This is a genomic window from Streptomyces sp. EDA2-14 (genome assembly GCF_054963755.1).
On record NZ_JBUEGE010000022.1, the window covers coordinates 1 to 19528 of the forward strand.

Consider the following 19528-nt stretch of genomic DNA (forward strand, 5'->3'; position numbering starts at 1 on the left):
CCAGCAGCCGTACAACCCGGACGAGGTGCGCGAAGCGCTGCAGATCGGCCCGGACACCCCGATCATCACCACCGACGCCCGCCACCGCGCGGACGCCAAGTCGACGCTGATCACTTTGGTGGAGCACGCCCTGATGGCGCGGCTGCGGTAGATACTGCTGTCAGCTCTGTGACCGTCGGTGGCCTCCGGGCCCCGGCGGTCTTCTGCATCTCAAAGGGGGAGATCTGCGTGAGTGCGGAGTTGACGGCGTTACGGCTGGGACAGACGGTCGCGAAGTCGGCGGTGCAGTTGTGGCTGAGCGGGAAGCGGCGCGAGCAGGAGCGTTCGCTCTCGATGTCGGAGCTGGTCCGGCTCAAGGTGCCGGGCCTGCGCTTGCAGCGGAGCGTGGAGCGGCAGTTCGAGACGATCGCGGACGCGGTGGCCGCGCGCATGGAGCCGTTTCTGGCACGGGAGTTCGCCGGCCTGGACGAGTCGGGCCGACAGGCCGCTGTCGACGGCGTGGGCGACACGTTCGCGAAGGCGGATCTCTCCGACGAGGCCGTGCTCGCTGCGGACGTGAACGCCGCGGAGCTGGTGCGGCGCATCACCCGCTCGGTACCGCCGCCGCTCGGGCTGAGCGAGGCGGAGAGGCGGTTCTACGAGCTGCTGTTCGCCGAGTGCTGCGAGTACTACGTGAGCGTGGTGCGGAGCCTGCCGGTGTTCGAGGAACGAGTGGCGGGCGAACTCCTCGCGCGGACCACGTCGCTGGGCGCGGAGGTCGCACGGGTCCTGGAACGCCTCCCGGACCGCTCGCTGTTCGCCCCGGACGGGACAGATCAGGACGCGGGGTTCCGGCGGCTCTACATGGAGCTGGTGAGCGAGACGCTCGACGAGGTGGAGCTGTTCCGGCGGACGTCGGACCGTGGCGCCTCGACACCGGCGCGCCTTTCGGTGGCGTATGTGAGCTTGCGAGCGACGGGCGGAGACGGAAGGGCCCGGTCGGCGCGGCGCCTGCCGCTGCTGCGGCCTGGGATGAGCGACTGGGAAGAGCACGAGAGCCAGGCGTCGGGGATGCGGGCGGAGGCGGCGCTGGGCGGCGCCTCCCGGGTCCTGATGCGCGGGGAGGCGGGCTCCGGCAAGACGACGCTGCTGCGCTGGCTGGCGGTGACGGCGTCGCGGGGCGCTTTTGAGGGCGAACTGGCTGGGTGGAACGGTCTGATACCGGTCTTCGTGAAGCTGCGCGAGTACAGCGGCCGGGACCTGCCGGCGCCGGAGGCGATGCTGGACGGCGTGGCGCGCACCGTGACCGGGGTGATGCCGAAGGGATGGGTCCAGAGGCAACTGGCCGACGGCAACGTGCTACTGCTGATCGACGGCGTGGACGAGCTACTCGACAAGGAGCGGCGCGGGGTACGGGAGTGGCTGCGCAAGCTGCTCCGAGCTTACGGGGAGGTGCGGGTGGTCGTGACGTCGCGGCCCGCGGCAGCGGGGGCGGACTGGCTGCGGCACGACGAGTTCACGGCGCTATTGATCGACCGGATGACACCGCCCGACCTCACCGCGTTCGTCCGGCAGTGGCATCTGGCGGTACGGGAGCTGGCCGACGAACTCCCCTGTGCGGTTGACGAGCTGCCCCACTACGAGCGGTCGCTGCTGGCGAGCCTCAAGGACCGGGCGCACCTCCAGTCCCTCGCGGGCACCCCGCTCCTCGCGTCGATGCTGTGCGCGATGCACCTCAATCGGGGCAGCCAACTCCCCCGCGACCGCATGGAGCTGTACCGCAACGCACTGCACACCCTGGTGCACGACCGGGACGCCGACCGGAACGTACCGAGCGCGGCAGAAAGCCCGCTGAGCCTCGGCGACAAGCTGGTGCTCCTGCGGGATCTGGCGTGGCGGCTGTCCGACAACAACCGTACGGAGATCGGGGTCGAGCAAGCGGCCCGGCATGTGTCGGCACGCCTTGCGGCGATGCGACATCTGGACGAAACGGACGGTGGAGCGGTCCTGGAGCTGTTGCGCGGGCGATCCGGGATGCTGCGGTCACCGGCGGAGGGCCGCCTGGACTTCGTCCACCGTACGTTCCAGGAGTATCTGGCCGCTGAGGAGGCGACGCAGGAGGACCGGATCGGGAACCTGGTCGAGCGCGCCCACCTCGACCTGTGGCGGGAGACGATCGTGATGGCCGCGGGCCACGCAAACTCGCCGCAGCGGGAGGAGTTGCTCGCCGGGATCCTCGACCGCGCGTCGGCCGAGCCCCGCCACGCGCGCACGCTGCGGCTGTTGGCGGCGTCCTGCCAGGAGACGATGCCGACGGTCTCCGACGGGCTGGCACGGCGACTGGACGAAGCAGTTTGGGCTCTGCTTCCGGCCCGGCGGCAGACGGACCCTCCGGCATTGGCGGCCGTGGGCCCGAGCCTGTTGCGCTGGCTGCCCCGGTCGTTGAACGAGCTAACGACCAAGGCCGCGGAACAGACAGTACGAACTGTGGCGTTGATCGGAGGAAGCGGGGCGCTGGACCTATTGTCGCAGTACACCGACGAGACGCGTCCCGAAGTCGTGGACGAGCTCGTCCAGGCGTGGGGGTACTTCGATGCCGAGGCGTACGTCACCGAGGTGCTGGAGCGCCTCAGCCTACGGGCCCAAGCAGTGGAACTGACCCACGCGGCACAGGCTCCACAGCTCGGTCGCCTCTCCGGTCTGAGCCACGTGACTGCGAGCTACGCCGTCCAGGACTTGAGCCCCTTCGTCGAATACGTCTCTCTACAGTCGCTGATGCTGGCGTCTGTACGCGTAGACGCCGACCTGACGGTGCTGAGGCGGTGCCGGATACTGAGAGTCTGCCTTCTCTGGAGCGTAAGTACCGAGTCATGGAGTCCCGATCTCGACGCCATCGGCGAGCTCCGGACTCTGAGGTCTCTGTCACTCGGGACGCTCACATCAGACACTGACCTGTCCCCACTGACTGGGCTCTCCAACATGGAGTCGCTGACCCTGTCGGGCGACGGACCGAACGCGCCGTGCTCCGGCTTCCACGATCTAAGTCACATGACCGGACTGCAGAAGCTGAGCCTGTTCGGGTACGACGTACGGGACTGGCTCTTGTCCCTGACAGCACCGCCACCCGCCCTGCGGCGTCTGGACCTGCTGGACTGCATCCTGCCCTCGGACACGGACCTCTTGCTGCGACTCCCACTCGCAACGTTGTCGGTTCACTCCTGCCACACCCCGGACGGCGAACCCGTCATGGCCCTCCACCTCGACGGCGTCGACGTCACCGTCGCCTGACCAGCACTACGGCCCCGTTCTCCCCTAGGGGAGAACGGGGCCGTACCAAAAACTTCGCTGCGCGCGGAGCGCTTCAGCGCCAGCTGTGCGGGGCGCGGAAGCCGGGCTCGCGCTCCAGGCGGCGCCACCCCGCCCGGTTGTGCCGGACGGCGTGCGCCGGGGCCTCGGGAGTGGCGGCGGCGCGGGCCAGCAGGATCGCGGTGATGGCCGCGACCTCCTCCGGCTCGGCGTGGCCCTTCTCGACGCGGATGTCAGGCATGGACATGGGGCAGGTCTCCTACGACTAGTGCCGGTTACTGCGGCGGGTTGCCGTGCTTGCGGGACGGCAGGTCGGCGTGCTTGGTGCGCAGCATCGCCAGGGACTTGATCAGCACCTCGCGCGTCTCGGCGGGGTCGATCACGTCGTCGACCAGGCCGCGCTCCGCCGCGTAGTACGGGTGCATCAGCTCGGCCTTGTACTCCTTGACCATCTTCTGGCGCATGGCCTCGGGGTCCTCGGCCTCGGCGATCTGCCGGCGGAAGATCACGTTGGCCGCGCCCTCGGCGCCCATCACCGCGATCTCGTTGGTCGGCCAGGCATACGTGAGGTCGGCACCGATGGACTGGGAGTCCATGACGATGTACGCGCCTCCGTATGCCTTGCGCAGGATCAGCGAGATCCGCGGCACGGTGGCGTTGCAGTACGCGTACAGCAGCTTGGCGCCGTGCCGGATGATGCCGCCGTGCTCCTGGTCGACGCCGGGCAGGAAGCCGGGGACGTCGAGCAGGGTCACGATGGGGATATTAAAAGCATCGCACATCTGGACGAACCGGGCGGCCTTCTCCGAGGCCTCGATGTCCAGGACGCCCGCGAGGGCCTGCGGCTGGTTGGCGACGATGCCGACGACCTGGCCGTCCAGGCGGGCCAGGGCGCAGATGATGTTGCGCGCCCAGCGCTCGTGGACCTCGAGGTAGTCGCCGTCGTCGACGAGCTCCTCGATGACCTTGGTCATGTCGTACGGACGGTTGCCGTCCGCCGGGACCAGGTCGAGCAGGACGTCGCCGCGACGCTCCGCCGGGTCGTCGGACTCGACGGTCGGCGGGTTCTCCCGGTTGTTCTGCGGGAGCAGCGAGAGCAGGTAGCGGACCTCGGCGAGGCAGGTCTCCTCGTCGTCGTACGCGAAGTGCGAGACGCCGGAGGTCTCGGCGTGCACGTCGGCGCCGCCCAGGCCGTTCTGCGTGATCTCCTCGCCCGTCACGGCCTTGACCACGTCCGGGCCGGTGATGAACATCTGCGAGGTGTCGCGGACCATGAACACGAAGTCGGTGAGGGCGGGGCTGTAGGCCGCGCCGCCCGCGCACGGGCCGAGCATCACGCTGATCTGCGGGATGACGCCGGACGCCTTCGTGTTGCGCTGGAAGATGCCGCCGTAGCCGGCGAGCGCGGAGACACCCTCCTGGATACGGGCACCGGCGCCGTCGTTCAGCGAGACCAGCGGGGCACCGGCCGCGATGGCCATGTCCATGATCTTGTGGATCTTCGTGGCGTGGGCCTCGCCCAGGGCGCCGCCGAAGATCCGGAAGTCGTGCGCGTAGACGAAGACCGTGCGGCCCTCGACCGTGCCCCAGCCGGTGATGACACCGTCGGTGTGCGGCTTCTTGGCCTCCAGGCCGAAGCCGGTCGCCCGGTGCCGGCGGAGCTGCTCGACCTCGTTGAACGAACCCTCGTCGAGGAGCAGCGCGATGCGCTCGCGCGCCGTCAGCTTGCCCTTCGCGTGCTGGGCCTCGGTCGCCTTCTCGCTCGGTCCCCGCACGGCCTGCTCACGAATCGCGTGCAGCTCGGCCACGCGTCCACGGGCGTCGGTGGGCTCATCCCCCGGGTTCGAGGCGCTGTCGTCCAAAACGGTCATGTAGTGACCTTACGAAGTGCACACGGGAAAACGGTCCGTCGACTCCGTACAGTCTCCGGCCCGTTTTCCTGGTAGCCCTGAACAGAACCCCGCCCACGCAGGCCCGAAGTGACTGCTCAAGGCGGGTCCGCCTTGTAGACGTCGTACAAAGCCGCGGTCTGAGACCCGCCTCACACCGCACCGCGACACCCCGCCCACGCACGCCCGAAAGGGCGACCCCGACCATATCGGGCTGTAATCGAAGAGACACGCTGCGATTGATGTTGAACATTGAACATCATCGCGCTACAGTCGGAGCCAGTTGATTGTTCAAGCTTCAACTTCACCGCAGTACTCCACCTGGCACCCCCCGTGCCGCCCGTCCCCAAGGAGCACGTCATGGGCATCTTCGGCCGCAAGAACGAGTCCACCGCCACCCCCGCCGCTGCCGCCGCGCCGGCCAACCCGGACCTCGCCTCCGTCACCGGCGAGTACACCGTCGACCCCGCTCACACCACGCTCGGCTTCGTCGCCCGGCACGCCATGGTGACCAACGTGAAGGGCAGCTTCAGCGAGTTCACCGGCTCGCTGCACCTGGACGGCTCGGACCCCGCGAAGTCCACCGCCTCCTTCGACGTGAAGATGGACAGCATCGACACCGGCAACGCCGACCGCGACGGCCACCTGAAGAGCGCCGACTTCTTCAAGATCGACGAGTTCCCGACGATGACCTTCCGGTCGACCTCCGCCGAGTCCCTGGGCGGCGACGACTACCGCATCACGGGCGACCTGACGATCCTCGGCACCACCAAGCCGCTCAGCATCGACCTGGAGTTCAACGGCGTCGCGAAGGACCCGTTCGGCAACGAGCGCGTCGGCTTCGAGGGCAAGACCGAGATCCTCCGCTCCGAGTGGGGCCTGACGTGGAACGCCGCGCTGGAGACCGGTGGCGTCCTCATCTCCGACAAGATCAAGCTGAACTTCGACATCTCGGCCATCAAGGAGGCCTGAGGTTCAGCCACGGGAATTGGCGGTCACGAGTTGCGTGGCCGCCAATTCGGCATAGAGGGCATCCCGTTCGAGCAGCTCGACGTGGGTGCCCTGCGCGCGTACGCGACCGCGCTCCAGGACCACGATCGTGTCCGCGTCGACGACGGTCGACAGCCGGTGCGCGATCACCAGGACCGTGGTGTGCGCGGTCAGCTCGCGGACGACCTCGCGCAGCTGCTGTTCGTTGACCGCGTCGAGGTGGGACGTCACCTCGTCGAGCAGCAGGAGCCGGGGCTTTCGGAGCAGGGCCCGCGCGATGGCCACCCGCTGCCGCTCGCCGCCCGAGAGCAGTACGCCGCGGTGTCCGACCGGGGTGTCGAGCCCGTCGGGCAGCCGCCGCACGAGTTCGTCGAGCCGGGTACGGGCGAGGGCCTCGCGCACCTCGTCGTCGCTCGCGTCGGGCGCCGCGTACCGCAGGTTCTCGCCCAGGGTCCCGGCCAGGACGGGTGCGTCCTGTTCCACGTAGCCGAGGGCGGCGCGCAGTGCGGTGAGCGGCCAGTCGCGCAGATCGCGGCCGTCGACCGCGACGAGCCCGCGGTCGTGGTCGTAGAAGCGCTCCAGGAGCGCGAACACCGTGGACTTGCCCGCGCCCGAGGGGCCGACGAGGGCGGTGAGGCCGTTCGGCGGGGCGGCGAAGGTGACGCCGTCGTGGGCCGGTGGCCGGGCGTCGTCGGTGGCGTAGCGGAAGACGACATCGGTGAAGGTGACGCCGAGCCCGCCGCACTCCGGCCCGGTTGAGGCATGCGTCGGTCGGGTGTCCTCCCCCGGCAGGTCCTCGATCTCCGCGAGGCGGCCGACCGCCGCCATCCCGCTGTTCAGGCCGATCCAGCCCTCCGTCAGCTGCCCCAGCGGGCCGACCAGGCAGAACAGGTACAGCAGGAACGCGATCAGCGACGCGACGTCGAGGGCGCCCGACGCGACCCGCGCGCCGCCCACGCCGAGCACGCACAGGAACGCGAGCTGCACGGACGCGCTCGTCGCGACGTCGGAGACGGACGTCCAGCGGGCGACGGCGAGGCCCTTGTCGCGGGCACGGCGGGCGGCCGTGGTGACGGCGGCCCGCTCGCGGTCCTCCGCCCCGTTCGCCTTGACCGTTCGGAAGGACTGCAGGGCCCGGTCGAGCCGCGAGCCCATGTCACCGACGGCCGCCTGCGCCTCCGTCTGGGCGCGGCGGATGCGCGGCATGAGCAGGGCGAGCGCGGCGGCGACCACGGCGAGGGCGAGGACCGTCACGGCCAGCAGCACCGCGTCCAACCACCCCATCAGGGCGACGGTCCCGACCAGGGTGAGGGCGCCGCTCACGGATTCCACGAGGCTGCGGGAGAGCACCGTACGCAGGAGAGTCGTGTCGCTGGTCGCCCGCGTCAGCAGGTCGCCGGGGCTCAGCAGGTCGACGGACGCGACGTCGAGGCGGAGCATGCGGGCGACGAGCCGTTCGCGGGCGCCGAGGACGACGGCCTCGCCGGTGCGGGACATGAGGTAGCTGCCGGTCGCGGTGAGGGCGGCGCCCGCGAGGACGGCGAGGGTGAGCAGGAGCAGCGCCGGGGCGGGCGAGCGGTGCTCGGCGAAGGCCTGCACCGCGTACTTCGCCATGACCGGCAGGGCCAGGGCGGCGCAGGCCCCGGCGACCGTGAGCACCCCGCCGAGGACGAGGGGCCGGGCGTGCGGGCGGGCGTGGCCGAGGAGGCGGGCGAGGCCCGAACCCGGGGCGGCGCGGTCAGGGGGCATCGGTGCCGACCCGGTGCCGCTCGCCCGGCGCCACCGTCCTGCCCGGCGCCACCGTCAGCAGCGGCCGGTACTCCTCCCGGCTCGCCCGCTCCCCCACCATCCGCCCCTGCGCCGTCACCCACGCGTGCGGGGCGAACGGGGGCGCCGCGCGGACGCCCGCGTGCCAGGTGGGCCAGGTGCCGGACAGGCGGCACAGGAGCGCGACGGCGAGCGAGCGCGGGAGGCAGCCGTACCAGCCGGCGCAGCGGCGGCTCGTGGCGACGACCGACTCGTGCGCCGTGAGCGCGTCCTCGTACGGGGCCGGGCGGGCGCCGCGCGACAGGACGGTGAGCAGGCGGCGCAGACGGTCCGGGCGCAGGCGCGCCAGGGGAAGCGCGAGCGCGACCGCGACGCGCACGCGCAGCCCCCGGCCCCCGCGGCCCGGCATCGTCATCTCCGTGCTCACGGCGTGGCCAGCTTCGCGGCGACGAGTTGGCGGGTGAGTTCGGCGACGTCGGCCTCGGCCTGTGCGCGGTCCACCTCGAAGGAGGCGACGAGCCGGTCGACGGCGGTCCGCGGGCCGTGGCCCTGCGCGACGGCGATGGCGACGACGGTCGCGGACTCGTTCAACTGCCAGTACGTCCCGGTCCGCTGGTCGAGGAGTACGCCGCCGTAGTCCGTCGTCGTGACCGCTGTGCCGTCGTTGAGCTTCACCGGGTGAGTACCTCTCTGATCGAGGGATGCGTGGCGCGCAGCCACATTTCGCAGGCGACCGCCGAGTCGATGGAGTGGCGGGTGTGCAGGGGCGAGTACGGGTCGGCGGCCAGGGCGTCGAGGGCGCGCGCGTCGACCAGGCCGAGCTCGGCGAGCCGGGAGCCGCGCCACAGCTCCCGGATGTCGTCGGCGTGGCGGGCCAGGCCCCACGCGCTGTCGCCGTTCATGTGGTCCTTGGTGGTGCGGGCGAGCAGCGGTGCGGGCACGACGCCGCGCACGGCCTCGGCGAGCAGCGGTTTGTAGCGCGCCGGGTCGAGGCGGTCGGCGAGCCGCGCGGCGAGGGTCGCCTCGACGACGTGGTCGGCGTACATCGGCGCGGCGACCGGCAGGCCGAGGGCGAGCCCGTACTCCTCCATGGCCTGGAAGTGGCGGGCGCCGATGCGGATGGTGTCGAGGTCGAGGTGGCGGCCGGGGCGCGGCGCGAGGGGTGCGGCGTGCGCGGCGGCCGCGCGGCAGGCGTCGCGGAGCAGGGCGCGCGCGTCGGGCGTCAGCCAGGGCGGCAGGGTCTGCCGGACTCCCCAGGAGAGCTGGGGCGTGCGGGCGGTGGGCGGCGCGTCCTCGGTCACGGCGTCCGCGAGCCAGGCGCCGAAGGGCGGGCGGGTGAGCAGGGCGCGGGCGGTCGCCGCCAGGGGCCAGCCGAGCTGGTGCCGCACGGCGCCGATCCGGTTCAGGGCGGCGCGCGGCCGCCGGGGGAACAGGTCGGCCGCGACGGCCGGGAGCGCCATGAACAACTCGTCGCCGCCGTACCCGGTGAGGTGGCATTCGGCGCCGGTGGCCGCGGCGCGGGCGAGGAGCAGGCGGGCGCGGGCCCGGGCGGGCGCGACGGGCAGCGGCTCGTCGGTGGGGGCGTCGCCGGGGGCGGGCGGGTCGCCGACTCCCGCGTAGAACAGGGGCACTTGGGAGGCGGGGACGATCTCGTGGGTCGCTTCGGGGGCGAGGGCGGCGGCGCGGCGGGCCCAGGTCTCGTCCTCCGCGTGCGATTCACGGGAGGCCACGGTGAGCAGCGCGAGCCGTTCGGGCTCCGCGCGCCGGGCGAGGAAGGCGAGGGAGGTGGAGTCGAGGCCGCCGGAGAGTTCGCAGCTGACGCGGGTGCGGCCGGCGAGGTGGGCGCGCACGGAGCGGTCGAGCGCGTCGTGCAGGCGCGACGCCGCGTCGGCGAGCGGGAGTTCGGCCTCCGGGGCGTGCCACCAGGAGCGGGTGCCGCGGTGTGTGCCGTCGGTGCCCAGGACGAGCGCGGACGCCGGGTCGACCTCGGTGACGCCGCGCCAGACGGGCCGGGCGCCGAGCGGGTGCGGCACGAAGTCGAGCAGGCGGAGGGCGAGCGCGGCCTCGTCGAGGTCGGCGCCGGTGAGCGCGGCGAGGACGGCGGGCCGGTCGGAGGCGAGGCAGGGGCCCTGGCCGGTGGTGGCGTACACGCGGCGCAGGCCGGAGGCGGTGCCGCGCACCCACAGCTCGTCCCCCTTGCGGGAGACGACGTGGTGGACGCCGGGCAGGCGGCGGGCGAGGCGGGCGTGGAGTGCGGCGTTGTCGCGGGCCGCGCGCAGGTCGGCGTCGAGGCCGTCGACCGCGCCCGGGCCAATGACGACGACGGCGTCCGCGCCGCACACGGCACCGCTCACGCGGCGCAGCGGGGCGCGGACGACCAGCCACGGCCGACCGGAGGGGTACCGGAACACCCGGGCCCCGTCGAGGCGCCGCGCCGAGCGCTCTCCCGCCGGGGTGTCCGGCAGGACGACGAAGAAGTCACGGGTGTGGGGCATCTGTGCTCCTGGCTGTTCCGGGGGCTCCTTGGTCGGCGTCGCACGTCCGATCAGGTGAAGCGGCGGACGATCCACTCCTTGTAGGCGCCGTAGAAGTAGCCGGCCGTCGTCTTGGTGAAGTCGCCCTGCTGGAACATCGCCGGCTTTGCGTAGGCCTTGCGTCTGGCGCCTTCCTGCGGTTGCGACTGCGACTGCTGCGTCATGACCTCTCCACCTCATCTGTGCGGGACGGATGTGATTGGTGTGCACAGAGTGAACACCGGGGTCATCATGACGCGTTCGCATGTGGACACGCGCGCTAATTCTCGCCAATCAATTGCCCCAGAACCGAAGGCAGTTGGCCGGAATGTGGAATGCTGCCGCCACCGGCACTGCCTTCAGGAGAGCGATGAGCATGGCGCCCGCAACCGAGCGAAGTGCCGACGCCGAGGGCGTCAGAGCGGAGATCCTCGACGAGGGCGCCGGGTCGACGCCGTACGTGCTGCGCGCGACCCGCGTCACGGGGATGCTGCGGCTGGACGGCGCGGAGGTCCGGCGGGCCGTGCGCTTCGAGGCGTGCCGGTTCGACGAGGCCGTGAGCCTCGAAGGGGCGAACACGCTCGGCGTCACGCTCACCGAGTGCGTACTGCCGGGGCTGCGGGCGTCGACGGCCCGCATCGGCGGCCGGGTCGACCTGCGCGGATCGACGATCGGCGAACGCGACGGCGCGGAGAGCGCCGTCGACCTCGTGCACGCCGACGTCACGGGCGGCATCCGGCTCGACGGGGCACATCTGGTGGCGCCGGGCCGGGTGGCTCTGGAGGGCGGCGGCGCCCTCGTGCGCGGCGGCGTGTTCTGCGAGAACGGGTTCGTCGCGGAGGGCGAGGTCGCCTTCCCCGGCGCCGAACTGCCGGGCGGCCTGTGGATGCGCGGGGCGCGGATACGGGTCGGGGCGGCGGACGCGTACGCGTTCCAGTGCGACGGCCTCAGCGCCTCGAACATCCGGTGCCAGGGCCTGCGGACCGACGGCCGGGCCCGGCTGCGCGGGGCGAGGGTGACGGACCTGGTCTCCTTCCAGGACGCCGAACTCGGCGGCTCCGGCTCGTCGTTGATGTGCGTGGGCCTGCGCGCCGAGGCCATCGACCTCGCCTTCGCCCGCAGACCCGCGGGCGGCGTGAACCTGCGCAACGCGTACGTGGCCAGGCTCCAGGACGATCCCCGGACCTGGCCCACGACGCTGGGCCTCGACGGACTGACGTACGACTGGCTGGGCGAGGTCGCGCCGACCCGCCGCGAGGACGTCACGCACCGCCTCGCCTGGCTGCGCCGCCAGCCCGTCTACGCGCCGCAGCCCTACGAGCAACTCGCCGCGCACTACCGGCGTTCGGGCCACGAGGACGAGGCGCGCCGGGTCCTCCTCGTACGGGAGCGCATTCGGCGCGGGACGCTCGGCCCGGCCGGGAAGGCGTGGGGCCGGCTGCTCGACGCGACCGTCGGGTACGGCTACCGGCCGTGGATCGCCGGGATCTGGCTGGCGGCGCTCACCCTGCTCGGCTCGCTCGTCTTCCACGCGCACACGCCGGTGCCGAACAAGCCGGGCGAGGGCGCGCCCTTCAACCCGGTCGCGTACACGCTCGATCTGCTGATCCCGGTCGGTGGGCTCGGTCAGCGGGAGGGCTGGCACTGGACCGAATCGGGCGTCCAGGGGCTGTCGTACACGCTGATCGCGGTCGGCTGGGTGCTGACGACGACGCTGCTGGCCGGGGTGACACGGACCCTCAGCCGGAACTGAGCCCGCGTGACGCGCACCACATCGCGGTGGCGCCGTGTCACATCCCGTCCACCCCGATCCGTCTCCTCCGTGAGCAGCTCACGGGAGGAACCGGATGTCCGCACCCACCGAACGCCACGCGCCCGCCCCCGCCAAAGGAGAACGCCTCGCCGACTGGACCGACGGGCGGCTCGGCATCTACGGTCTCGGCCGCACCTATCTGCGCAAGGTGTTTCCCGACCACTGGTCGTTCATGCTGGGCGAGATCTGCCTCTACACCTTCCTCATCCTGATCCTCACCGGCGTCTACCTCACCCTCTTCTTCCATCCGTCGATGAACGAGGTGACGTACAACGGCAGTTACGTGCCCCTGAAGGGCATCCGGATGTCGGAGGCGTACTCCTCCACGCTCGACATCAGCTTCGACGTGCGCGGCGGGCTGCTCATCCGGCAGATCCACCACTGGTCGGCGCTGATCTTCGTCGCGGCGATGTTCGTGCACATGATGCGGCACTTCTTCACCGGCTCGTTCCGCAAACCGCGCGAGCTGAACTGGCTGTTCGGCTGGCTGCTGCTGTTCCTCGCGCTCTTCGAGGGGCTGCTCGGCTACTCGCTCCCCGACGATCTGCTCTCCGGCGCGGGCATGCGGCTGATCGAGGGCATGACGCTCGCCGTCCCGGTCGTCGGCACGTACCTGTCGTTCTTCCTCTTCGGCGGCGAGTTCCCCGGCGACGACATCGTGGCCCGCTTCTACTCGATCCACGTCCTGCTGCTGCCCGGCATCATGGCGGCGCTCGTCGTCCTCCACCTGATCCTGGTCTTCCACCACAAGCACACCCAGTATCCGGGGGCCGGAAAGACCGAACGCACCGTCGTGGGCGAACCGTTCTTCCCGAACTACGTCGCCAAGGCGGGCGGCTTCTTCTTCCTGGTGTTCGGCGTGGTGGCGCTCGTCTCGGCGGTCGCGTCCGTCAACCCGGTCTGGGTGTACGGCCCCTACCGCCCGGACCACGTCTCCACCGGGGCCCAGCCGGACTGGTACCTGGGGTTCGCGGAGGGGCTCGTGCGCGTGATGCCCGGCTGGGAGATCGTGGTGGGCGGGCACACCCTCGCACTCGGCATCCTCGTCCCGTTCCTCGCGTTCCCGCTGTGGCTGGTGCTGATCGGGGTGTACCCGTTCGTGGAGGCCTGGGTCACCGGGGACAAGCGGGAGCACCATGTGCTCGACCGGCCCAGGAACCGGCCGGTGCGCACGGCCCTCGGGGTGGCCTGGCTGACCGGCTTCCTCGTCGCGCTGGCGGCCGGCGGCAACGACCTGTGGGCCACCCACTTCCACCTCTCCGTGAACGCCATCACCTGGTTCGCGCGGGTGGCACTGTTCGCCGGGCCCGTCCTCGCGTTCGTCGTCACCAAGCGGGTGTGCCTGGGGCTCCAGCGGCGCGACCAGGAGAAGGTCCTGCACGGACGGGAGACGGGACGCGTCCTGCGCCTGCCGCACGGCGAGTACGTCGAGGTCCACGAACCCCTGGGGCGGGCCGAGGCGTACCGCCTCACCCAGCACGAACGGCCCGCCGCCCTGGAACCCCTGCCGACCGAGGACGAGCACGGCGTACGCCGCCGGGTGCGGGCCACGCGGCGGCTGCGGGTGGGCCTGTCGCGGTGGATGTACGGAGAGCGCGAGAGCGAGCGGCGCGCCGTTCGCTAGAACCCGCCGCCGAAGTCGCCGCCGCCGCTGTTGAAGTCCCCGCCGCCGCCACCGTCGCCGAAGCCTCCGCCGAAGTCCCCGGGGTCGAAGTCGGAGCCCGACATGTCACCGCCGTCGAAGCCGCCGCCGAAGTCGCCGCCGCCGTAGTCGGCCGCGTAGGCGGGGCTCGACAGCATGGAGCCGAGCACCGTGCCGACCAGCAGCCCCGGCAGCATGCCGCCGCCGAAGTAACCGCCGGCCCACGGGCCGTACGCGGGTCCCGCGTCGTAGTACGGGCGGCGCTCCCCCGCCCCCGCGTCGACCGTGCGCACCTGCGGGTCCTCGCCGTCCCGCAGCCGCGTCGCGTCCGCCGCGCAGACGGGGACCTCGCGGGAGGTGCCGCCGGGCGGCGTCCACCGGGCGTCCTCGACGGACGGGCCGTGGCGCGGGTCGAAGAAGCAGGGCGCCCTGCGCTCGGGCAGCGGGCGGCCCTCGCGGCGCGCGGCGAGCTGCGCGAGGGAGAACCGGCCGTCCTCCAGGGCCTGCGTCACGCCGCGCACGTCGTCCGGGCGCTGCGCGTCGTTCATGTACTGCTTGGCCTTCTCGTACGCGTCCAGCGCCCGCTCGAAGTCCGCGCGCATCGCGTCGTCGGCCCCGGCCTCGGCCGGGTGGAAGTCGAGCCGGTCCAGCTCCTCGCCGAACGCCGTGATGTCCTCGTCCACCACGACCCGCAGCTTTTCGAGGGCCTCGCGCTGCTCTTCCTCGCGCTTGCGCCGGTTTCGCCTGTTCAGGGCGTACACGCCCGCGCCGCCGGCCACGACGACCGCGCCGACACCGATCAGGGTCCCGGCCGAGGAGCCCCCGTCATCGCCGCCGCCCCAGGACGAGGGCGCCGAGCCCTTCGCCGTACGGACGGACGTGCTGACGAAATCGTCGAGCTGGCTCTTGGCGGACTGGCCCTGCACGCTGTCCACCGCGTTCTTGACGGCCTGCGCCGACATCACCTGGTGGTCCGCCCTCGCGTCGAACTGCGCGCCGAGGCGGATCCCGTAGACGCCGACGATCCCGGTCTTCGCGCGGAGATTGTTGAACAGCTTCTGCGTCGGGAAGTCGGCGGGCAGCACCGCCACCATCACCGGCTTGTCCGCGTCCTCGATCTTGTTCTCGAGCGCGTCGACGTCGTCGGAGGTCAGCCCGTCGGACGCGCCGGGCGCCACGTAGACGGGACTCTTCTCCAGCGCGTCGGCCACGGTGGACACGTCCGTCGCGGCCGACGCGGGTGGCGCCACCGCGAGGGTGGCGCCCAGGACGAGGAGCGGGGCGGCGACGGCAGCGAGCAAGGGCCTCATACACCGACGCTAACCCAGCGGAGCGTGAATGGACCTACTCGACCGGCTCCACGCCCGCCCGCAGCAGCCCGTACGTGTACGCGTCCTCAAGGGCGCCCCACGACGCCGCGATGACGTTCTCCGCGACGCCCACCGTGGACCACTCGCCGGTGCCGTCGCTCGTGGAGATCAGGACGCGGGTCGTGGAGGACGTGCCGTGCTTGCCCTCCAGGATGCGGACCTTGTAGTCCACAAGCTCCAGCTTCGCGAGCTGCGGGTAGATCCGCTCCAGGCCGACGCGCAGCGCGCGGTCGAGGGCGTTGACCGGGCCGTTGCCCTCCGCGGTGGCGACGATGCGCTCGCCCTTGGCCCACAGCTTCACGGTGGCCTCGTTGGCGTGGCTGCCGTCGGGGCGGTCCTCGACGATCGCGCGCCAGGACTCGACGCGGAAGTACTCGCGCTCCCTGCCCTCGACCTCGGCGCGCATCAGCAGCTCGAACGAGGCGTCCGCGGCCTCGTACGTGTAGCCCTGGAGCTCGCGCTCCTTGACCCGCTCGACGACGCGGCCGACCAGCTCGCGGTCGCCGCCGAGGTCGACGCCCAGCTCCTTGCCCTTGAGCTCGATGGAGGCGCGGCCCGCCATGTCGGAGACCAGCATCCGGATGTGGTTGCCGACGAGGTCCGGGTCGATGTGCTGGTACAGGTCCGGGTCGACCTTGATCGCGGAGGCGTGCAGGCCCGCCTTGTGCGCGAACGCCGAGACACCCACGTACGGCTGGTGCGTGGACGGGGTCAGGTTCACGACCTCGGCGATGGCGTGCGAGATGCGGGTCATCTCGCGCAGAGCGCCCTCGGGAAGAACCTTTTTCCCGTACTTGAGCTCCAGGGCGGCGACGACCGGGAAGAGGTTGGAGTTGCCGACGCGCTCGCCGTAGCCGTTCGCCGTGCACTGGACGTGGGTCGCGCCCGCGTCCACGGCGGCGAGGGTGTTGGCGACGGCGCAGCCCGTGTCGTCCTGGGCGTGGATGCCGAGCCGGGCGCCGGTGTCGGCGAGGACGGTGGAGACGACCGCCTGGACCTGGGCGGGCAGGAAACCGCCGTTGGTGTCGCACAGGACGACGACGGAGGCGCCGGCCTCGTGCGCGGCGCGGACGACGGACTTCGCGTACTCGGCGTTGGCGCGGTAGCCGTCGAAGAAGTGCTCGCAGTCGACGAAGACCCGGCGGCCCTGGGCGACGAGGTACGAGACCGTGTCGCGGACCATCTCCAGGTTCTCGTCGAGGGTCGTGCGCAGGGCCAGCTCGACGTGCCGGTCGTGCGATTTGGCGACCAGCGTGACCACCGGGGCGCCGGAGTCGAGAAGGGCCTTGACCTGCGGGTCCTCGCTGGCCTTGGCGTTGGCCCTGCGGGTGGCGCCGAAGGCGACGAGCTGCGCGTGCTTGAAGTCGATCTCGTCCTGCGCGCGGGCGAAGAACTCGGTGTCGCGGGGGTTGGCGCCCGGCCAGCCGCCCTCGATGAAGCCCACGCCGAAGTCGTCCAGGTGCCGGGCAATGGTCAGCTTGTCCGCGACGGTGAGGTTGATGCCCTCGCGCTGCGCGCCGTCGCGCAGCGTGGTGTCGAAGACGTGGAAGGAATCGTCGAGTTCACCGGTCTGTGCACTGGGACGTTCACTGAGGCTGCTGCTCATGCTGATCTGGCTCCTGATGGGGATTCTCGGTCTACCGGAATGACCGGCTCCACCGTCCATCTATGATCCCTCGCGCTCTCCGCCTGGCTGTGGGTGGGCCAGAAACCGAAAAAACCCCTCGCGGGTGCGAGAGGTCTGCGCGCGGGTCGAGGACGACGGTGTCCACCTGTACCGGGTCGTACGAGGCGGTCACTGCGGACCGGCGCGCCTGCTGCCAATAATCGTGGCGAACGAGAGCACGGCCTGAGTGTGCCACAGCCCGGCCGGGGGCCGGGCCGTGGTCTCACGATGCGGTCAGGCGACCTGCTTCGCCTGCTCGCTGCCGGTGGGGTCCGCCGTCTTGACCTTGTTCAGGTCGATGTCGCGGGTCTCGCGCATCGTCAGGTAGACGATCAGCGAGACGGCCGCGCAGCCGGCGACGTACCAGTAGAAGCCGGACTCGACGCCGATGTCCTTGAACCAGAGCGCCACGTATTCGGCGGTGCCGCCGAACAGGGCGTTGGCGATGGCGTACGGGAGGGCGACGCCGAGGGCGCGGATGCCCGTCGGGAAGAGTTCCGCCTTCACGCACGCGTTGATGGACGTGTAGCCGGTGACGATGACGAGGGCGAGCAGCGACAGGCCGAGGGCCGGCCAGAACGAGCCCGCGTGCTGGAGCAGCGTCATGATCGGCACCGTCAGGAAGGTGGAGCCGACGGCGAAGGTGATCAGGAGCGGGCGGCGGCCGATCCGGTCGGAGAGCGCGCCGGCCAGCGGCTGAAGGCAGGCGAAGACGACGAGCGCGCAGAACGAGACGAGCGTCGCCGTCTCCTTGCTCAACCCGGCGGAGTTCGACAGGTACTTGGTCAGGTACGTCGTGTACGTGTAGTAGGCGACGGTGCCGCCCATGGTCAGCGCGATGACGAGGAACGCCTCGCGCTTGTGCGCCCACAGCGCCTTGAGGGTGCCCTTGTCGTCGCCGCCCACGGTGGCGTCGGCGTCGGCCGACTCCTCGTAGACCTCGGTCTCCAGCATGTTGCGGCGCAGGTAGAAGATGATCGCCGCGCCGAGGGCTCCGATGATGAACGGGATGCGCCAGCCCCAGCTGTGCAGGGCGTCGTCGGACATCGTGCGCTGGAGCAGGATCTGCAGGCCGAGGCCGACGATCTGACCCGCCGTCATCGACACGTACTGGAAGCTGGACGCGAAGCCGCGCTTCTCCGGGGAGGAGGCCTCGGTGAGGTACGTGGCGCTGGCCGCGTACTCGCCGCCGACCGAGAGGCCCTGGAGCAGCCGGGCGATCAGCAGCACCGCGGCGCCGCCGTAGCCGGCCACCGAGTAGGTCGGCGCGACGGCGATGAGGACCGCAGACGCCGACATCAGGGTGACCGTGAGCGTCAGCGCAGCCTTGCGGCCCTTGCGGTCACCGACCCGGCCGAGCAGCCAGCCGCCCACGGGGCGCATGAAGAAGCCGACGGCGAAGATGCCGGCGGTGTTCATCAGCTGGGCGGTCGGGTTGCCGCTGGGGAAGAAGGATCCCGCGAAGTATGTCGCGAAGCTCGCGTACACGAACCAGTCGAACCACTCGACCATGTTCCCGGCCGAACCGACCAGGACCTTCTTCCATTGTTCTCGTTCCATAGGCGGCAGGTTGCTGGACCGGTCTCACCCAGAGCAAGGGTGTACTGGGCAACGATCGCGCCTACTTGCGTTCATACTGTTCACGGGCGAGTTCGGCGAACGTCGCGAGCCAGTGGTCGGTCGTGAAGTCGCCGCTCTCGACGGCCGGGAGGCCCGCGTCGAGGTGCTCCTGAGCGGCCTTCGTGAGCCGCTCGCGCACGGCTCCCGGGGGCAGCGCGTCCGCGATCGCGCGCAGGGCCGCGGCGCGGGAGAGCGCGAGGCCGAGCAGGTGGCCGATGTGCGGGTCGGCGTGGTCGGAGACGACCGGTACGTCGAGCAGGGCGCAGGCCTCACCGGTGGCGAGGGCCGGGAGGAAGCGGTCCAGCCATGTGGCGAATTCGTCGGCGTTGTCGAATACGCGGCGCATCGCGTCCGCCTCCGACAGGGCCGGGGACAGGAAGTCCTGGCCCGACGGCTCCCAGTGGGCGGGCGCGTCGTGGTCGTCCGCGAACCAGGTGCGCAGACGCTCGCGTACGGCGTCGAGCGTGCGGGCCTGCAGTCCGGCCCGCTCCCCCGTGTCGAGGATCAGGCCGAGCGCGAAGGCGCTGTTGGCGTGGATGCCGTGGCGTACGGGATACGTGGCCTTCGGGAGCCACTCCGTCAGGAGGCGGTCGACCGCCTCCACGGCGGGCGGGAAGGCGTCTGCCCAGCGCGTGCCCCGGCACTGCGCCGCGAGCGCGACGAGCCAGGCCCAGCCGTAGGGACGCTCGAAGCCCGGCCGGGCGAGGAGGTACTCGGCCTCGGTGGCGAGGTTCTCGCGGGTGAGGTGGCGGTCCAGTACGTCGGCGTGGGCCTCGGGGCGGGTCCGGAGCAGCAGCCAGTGCATGTGGACGGCGCTGTGCCAGTCGTAGGCGCCGTAGAAGGCGGGATGCAGCTCGGAGGGGCGGGGGCGGTCGTCCGGGGAGGTGGTGAGGTGGGCCGTGAAGTTCGGGTATTCACGGGTGACGTTGGCTGCCGCCAGCTGGGCGGTTTCCTCCGGGGTGAGCATGTCGTG

General features: G+C 71.4%; 15 protein-coding genes and 1 pseudogene. 5 read left to right on the plus strand and 11 right to left on the minus strand.

Translation table 11 applies throughout. The features are described 5' to 3' along the window. Together ACY34M_RS35220 and ACY34M_RS35225 are read left to right on the plus strand one after the other, a co-directional pair. Positions 1 to 151 (plus strand): annotated as a pseudogene (locus ACY34M_RS35220) (ATP-binding protein); the annotation flags it as partial. Positions 152 to 228: 77 nt separating this feature from the next. Next, the gene (locus ACY34M_RS35225; RefSeq protein WP_462722612.1) at positions 229 to 3267 is read left to right on the plus strand and encodes an NACHT domain-containing protein; all 3039 of its coding nucleotides are present in this window, start codon (positions 229 to 231) and stop codon (positions 3265 to 3267) included. Positions 3268 to 3340: 73 nt separating this feature from the next. On the opposite strand, the gene ACY34M_RS35230 is transcribed toward ACY34M_RS35225, so the two are convergent. Beyond that, positions 3341 to 3532 (minus strand): acyl-CoA carboxylase subunit epsilon, encoded by a 192-nt coding sequence (locus ACY34M_RS35230; protein ID WP_462722611.1) that lies wholly within the window; start codon positions 3530 to 3532, stop codon positions 3341 to 3343. Positions 3533 to 3560: 28 nt separating this feature from the next. Further along, the gene (locus tag ACY34M_RS35235; RefSeq protein ID WP_462722610.1) at positions 3561 to 5156 is read right to left on the minus strand and encodes an acyl-CoA carboxylase subunit beta; all 1596 of its coding nucleotides are present in this window, start codon (positions 5154 to 5156) and stop codon (positions 3561 to 3563) included. Positions 5157 to 5534: 378 nt separating this feature from the next. Between ACY34M_RS35235 and ACY34M_RS35240 the strand changes: the two genes are divergently transcribed. Continuing rightward, positions 5535 to 6146 (plus strand): YceI family protein, encoded by a 612-nt coding sequence (locus tag ACY34M_RS35240; RefSeq protein ID WP_462722609.1) that lies wholly within the window; start codon positions 5535 to 5537, stop codon positions 6144 to 6146. A 3-nt stretch (positions 6147 to 6149) separates the two neighbouring features. Here ACY34M_RS35240 and ACY34M_RS35245 read toward each other — a convergent pair whose 3' ends face one another. From ACY34M_RS35245 to ACY34M_RS35265, 5 genes are read right to left on the minus strand one after another with little or no spacing between them, the layout of a single operon-like run. Beyond that, positions 6150 to 7913, minus strand: coding sequence for an ABC transporter ATP-binding protein (locus ACY34M_RS35245; RefSeq protein ID WP_462722608.1), 1764 nt, complete (start codon positions 7911 to 7913; stop codon positions 6150 to 6152). Then, a complete protein-coding gene (locus ACY34M_RS35250; RefSeq protein WP_462722607.1) occupies positions 7903 to 8358 on the minus strand; it encodes a lasso peptide biosynthesis B2 protein in 456 nt (151 codons plus the stop codon). The genes ACY34M_RS35245 and ACY34M_RS35250 overlap by 11 nt, the downstream gene beginning before the upstream one ends. Next, positions 8355 to 8606: a lasso peptide biosynthesis PqqD family chaperone gene (locus ACY34M_RS35255; protein ID WP_462722606.1), complete on the minus strand. Its 252-nt coding sequence runs from the start codon at positions 8604 to 8606 to the stop codon at positions 8355 to 8357. Before ACY34M_RS35255 ends, ACY34M_RS35250 begins: the two co-directional genes overlap by 4 nt. Then, complete coding sequence (locus ACY34M_RS35260; RefSeq protein ID WP_462722605.1) at positions 8603 to 10426, minus strand: asparagine synthase-related protein; 1824 nt, start codon at positions 10424 to 10426, stop codon at positions 8603 to 8605. Before ACY34M_RS35260 ends, ACY34M_RS35255 begins: the two co-directional genes overlap by 4 nt. Positions 10427 to 10476: 50 nt before the next feature. Then, positions 10477 to 10629 (minus strand): keywimysin-related RiPP, encoded by a 153-nt coding sequence (locus tag ACY34M_RS35265; protein WP_462722604.1) that lies wholly within the window; start codon positions 10627 to 10629, stop codon positions 10477 to 10479. Between the two features lie 191 nt (positions 10630 to 10820). Here ACY34M_RS35265 and ACY34M_RS35270 point away from each other — a divergent pair, with 191 nt between their 5' ends. Together ACY34M_RS35270 and qcrB are read left to right on the plus strand one after the other, a co-directional pair. Beyond that, positions 10821 to 12197, plus strand: a complete 1377-nt coding sequence (locus ACY34M_RS35270) for an oxidoreductase (RefSeq protein WP_462722603.1) — start codon at positions 10821 to 10823, stop codon at positions 12195 to 12197. A gap of 94 nt (positions 12198 to 12291) precedes the next feature. Then, positions 12292 to 13881: a cytochrome bc1 complex cytochrome b subunit gene (qcrB, locus tag ACY34M_RS35275; RefSeq protein ID WP_462722602.1), complete on the plus strand. Its 1590-nt coding sequence runs from the start codon at positions 12292 to 12294 to the stop codon at positions 13879 to 13881. Here qcrB and ACY34M_RS35280 read toward each other — a convergent pair. From ACY34M_RS35280 to ACY34M_RS35295, 4 genes are all read right to left on the minus strand, one after another. Beyond that, positions 13878 to 15209 carry a hypothetical protein gene (locus tag ACY34M_RS35280; RefSeq protein WP_462722601.1) on the minus strand — a complete coding sequence of 444 codons (1332 nt, stop codon included), beginning with the start codon at positions 15207 to 15209 and terminating at the stop codon, positions 13878 to 13880. The two genes, qcrB and ACY34M_RS35280, sit on opposite strands and share 4 nt — an antisense overlap. 34 nt (positions 15210 to 15243) lie before the next feature. Continuing rightward, a complete protein-coding gene (gene cimA / locus ACY34M_RS35285; RefSeq protein WP_462722600.1) occupies positions 15244 to 16875 on the minus strand; it encodes a citramalate synthase in 1632 nt (543 codons plus the stop codon). Between the two features lie 294 nt (positions 16876 to 17169). Further along, complete coding sequence (locus tag ACY34M_RS35290) at positions 17170 to 18495, minus strand: MFS transporter (protein ID WP_462722599.1); 1326 nt, start codon at positions 18493 to 18495, stop codon at positions 17170 to 17172. Between the two features lie 61 nt (positions 18496 to 18556). Continuing rightward, positions 18557 to 19522, minus strand: coding sequence for a DUF2891 domain-containing protein (locus ACY34M_RS35295; protein ID WP_462722598.1), 966 nt, complete (start codon positions 19520 to 19522; stop codon positions 18557 to 18559). Between the last annotated feature and the right edge of the window lie 6 nt (positions 19523 to 19528).

What these genes read in the sequence shown, in the direction of transcription:
- ACY34M_RS35270 (WP_462722603.1), top strand. Translation starts at nt 10,821, where the DNA reads ATGGCGCCCGCAACCGAGCGAAGTGCCGACGCCGAGGGCGTCAGAGCG.
- ACY34M_RS35245 (WP_462722608.1), bottom strand. Translation starts at nt 7,913, where the DNA reads ATGCCCCCTGACCGCGCCGCCCCGGGTTCGGGCCTCGCCCGCCTCCTC.
- ACY34M_RS35230 (WP_462722611.1), bottom strand. Translation starts at nt 3,532, where the DNA reads ATGTCCATGCCTGACATCCGCGTCGAGAAGGGCCACGCCGAGCCGGAG.
- ACY34M_RS35235 (WP_462722610.1), bottom strand. Translation starts at nt 5,156, where the DNA reads ATGACCGTTTTGGACGACAGCGCCTCGAACCCGGGGGATGAGCCCACC.
- qcrB (WP_462722602.1), top strand. Translation starts at nt 12,292, where the DNA reads ATGTCCGCACCCACCGAACGCCACGCGCCCGCCCCCGCCAAAGGAGAA.
- ACY34M_RS35260 (WP_462722605.1), bottom strand. Translation starts at nt 10,426, where the DNA reads ATGCCCCACACCCGTGACTTCTTCGTCGTCCTGCCGGACACCCCGGCG.
- cimA (WP_462722600.1), bottom strand. Translation starts at nt 16,875, where the DNA reads ATGAGCAGCAGCCTCAGTGAACGTCCCAGTGCACAGACCGGTGAACTC.
- ACY34M_RS35240 (WP_462722609.1), top strand. Translation starts at nt 5,535, where the DNA reads ATGGGCATCTTCGGCCGCAAGAACGAGTCCACCGCCACCCCCGCCGCT.
- ACY34M_RS35280 (WP_462722601.1), bottom strand. Translation starts at nt 15,209, where the DNA reads ATGAGGCCCTTGCTCGCTGCCGTCGCCGCCCCGCTCCTCGTCCTGGGC.
- ACY34M_RS35265 (WP_462722604.1), bottom strand. Translation starts at nt 10,629, where the DNA reads ATGACGCAGCAGTCGCAGTCGCAACCGCAGGAAGGCGCCAGACGCAAG.
- ACY34M_RS35290 (WP_462722599.1), bottom strand. Translation starts at nt 18,495, where the DNA reads ATGGAACGAGAACAATGGAAGAAGGTCCTGGTCGGTTCGGCCGGGAAC.
- ACY34M_RS35295 (WP_462722598.1), bottom strand. Translation starts at nt 19,522, where the DNA reads ATGCTCACCCCGGAGGAAACCGCCCAGCTGGCGGCAGCCAACGTCACC.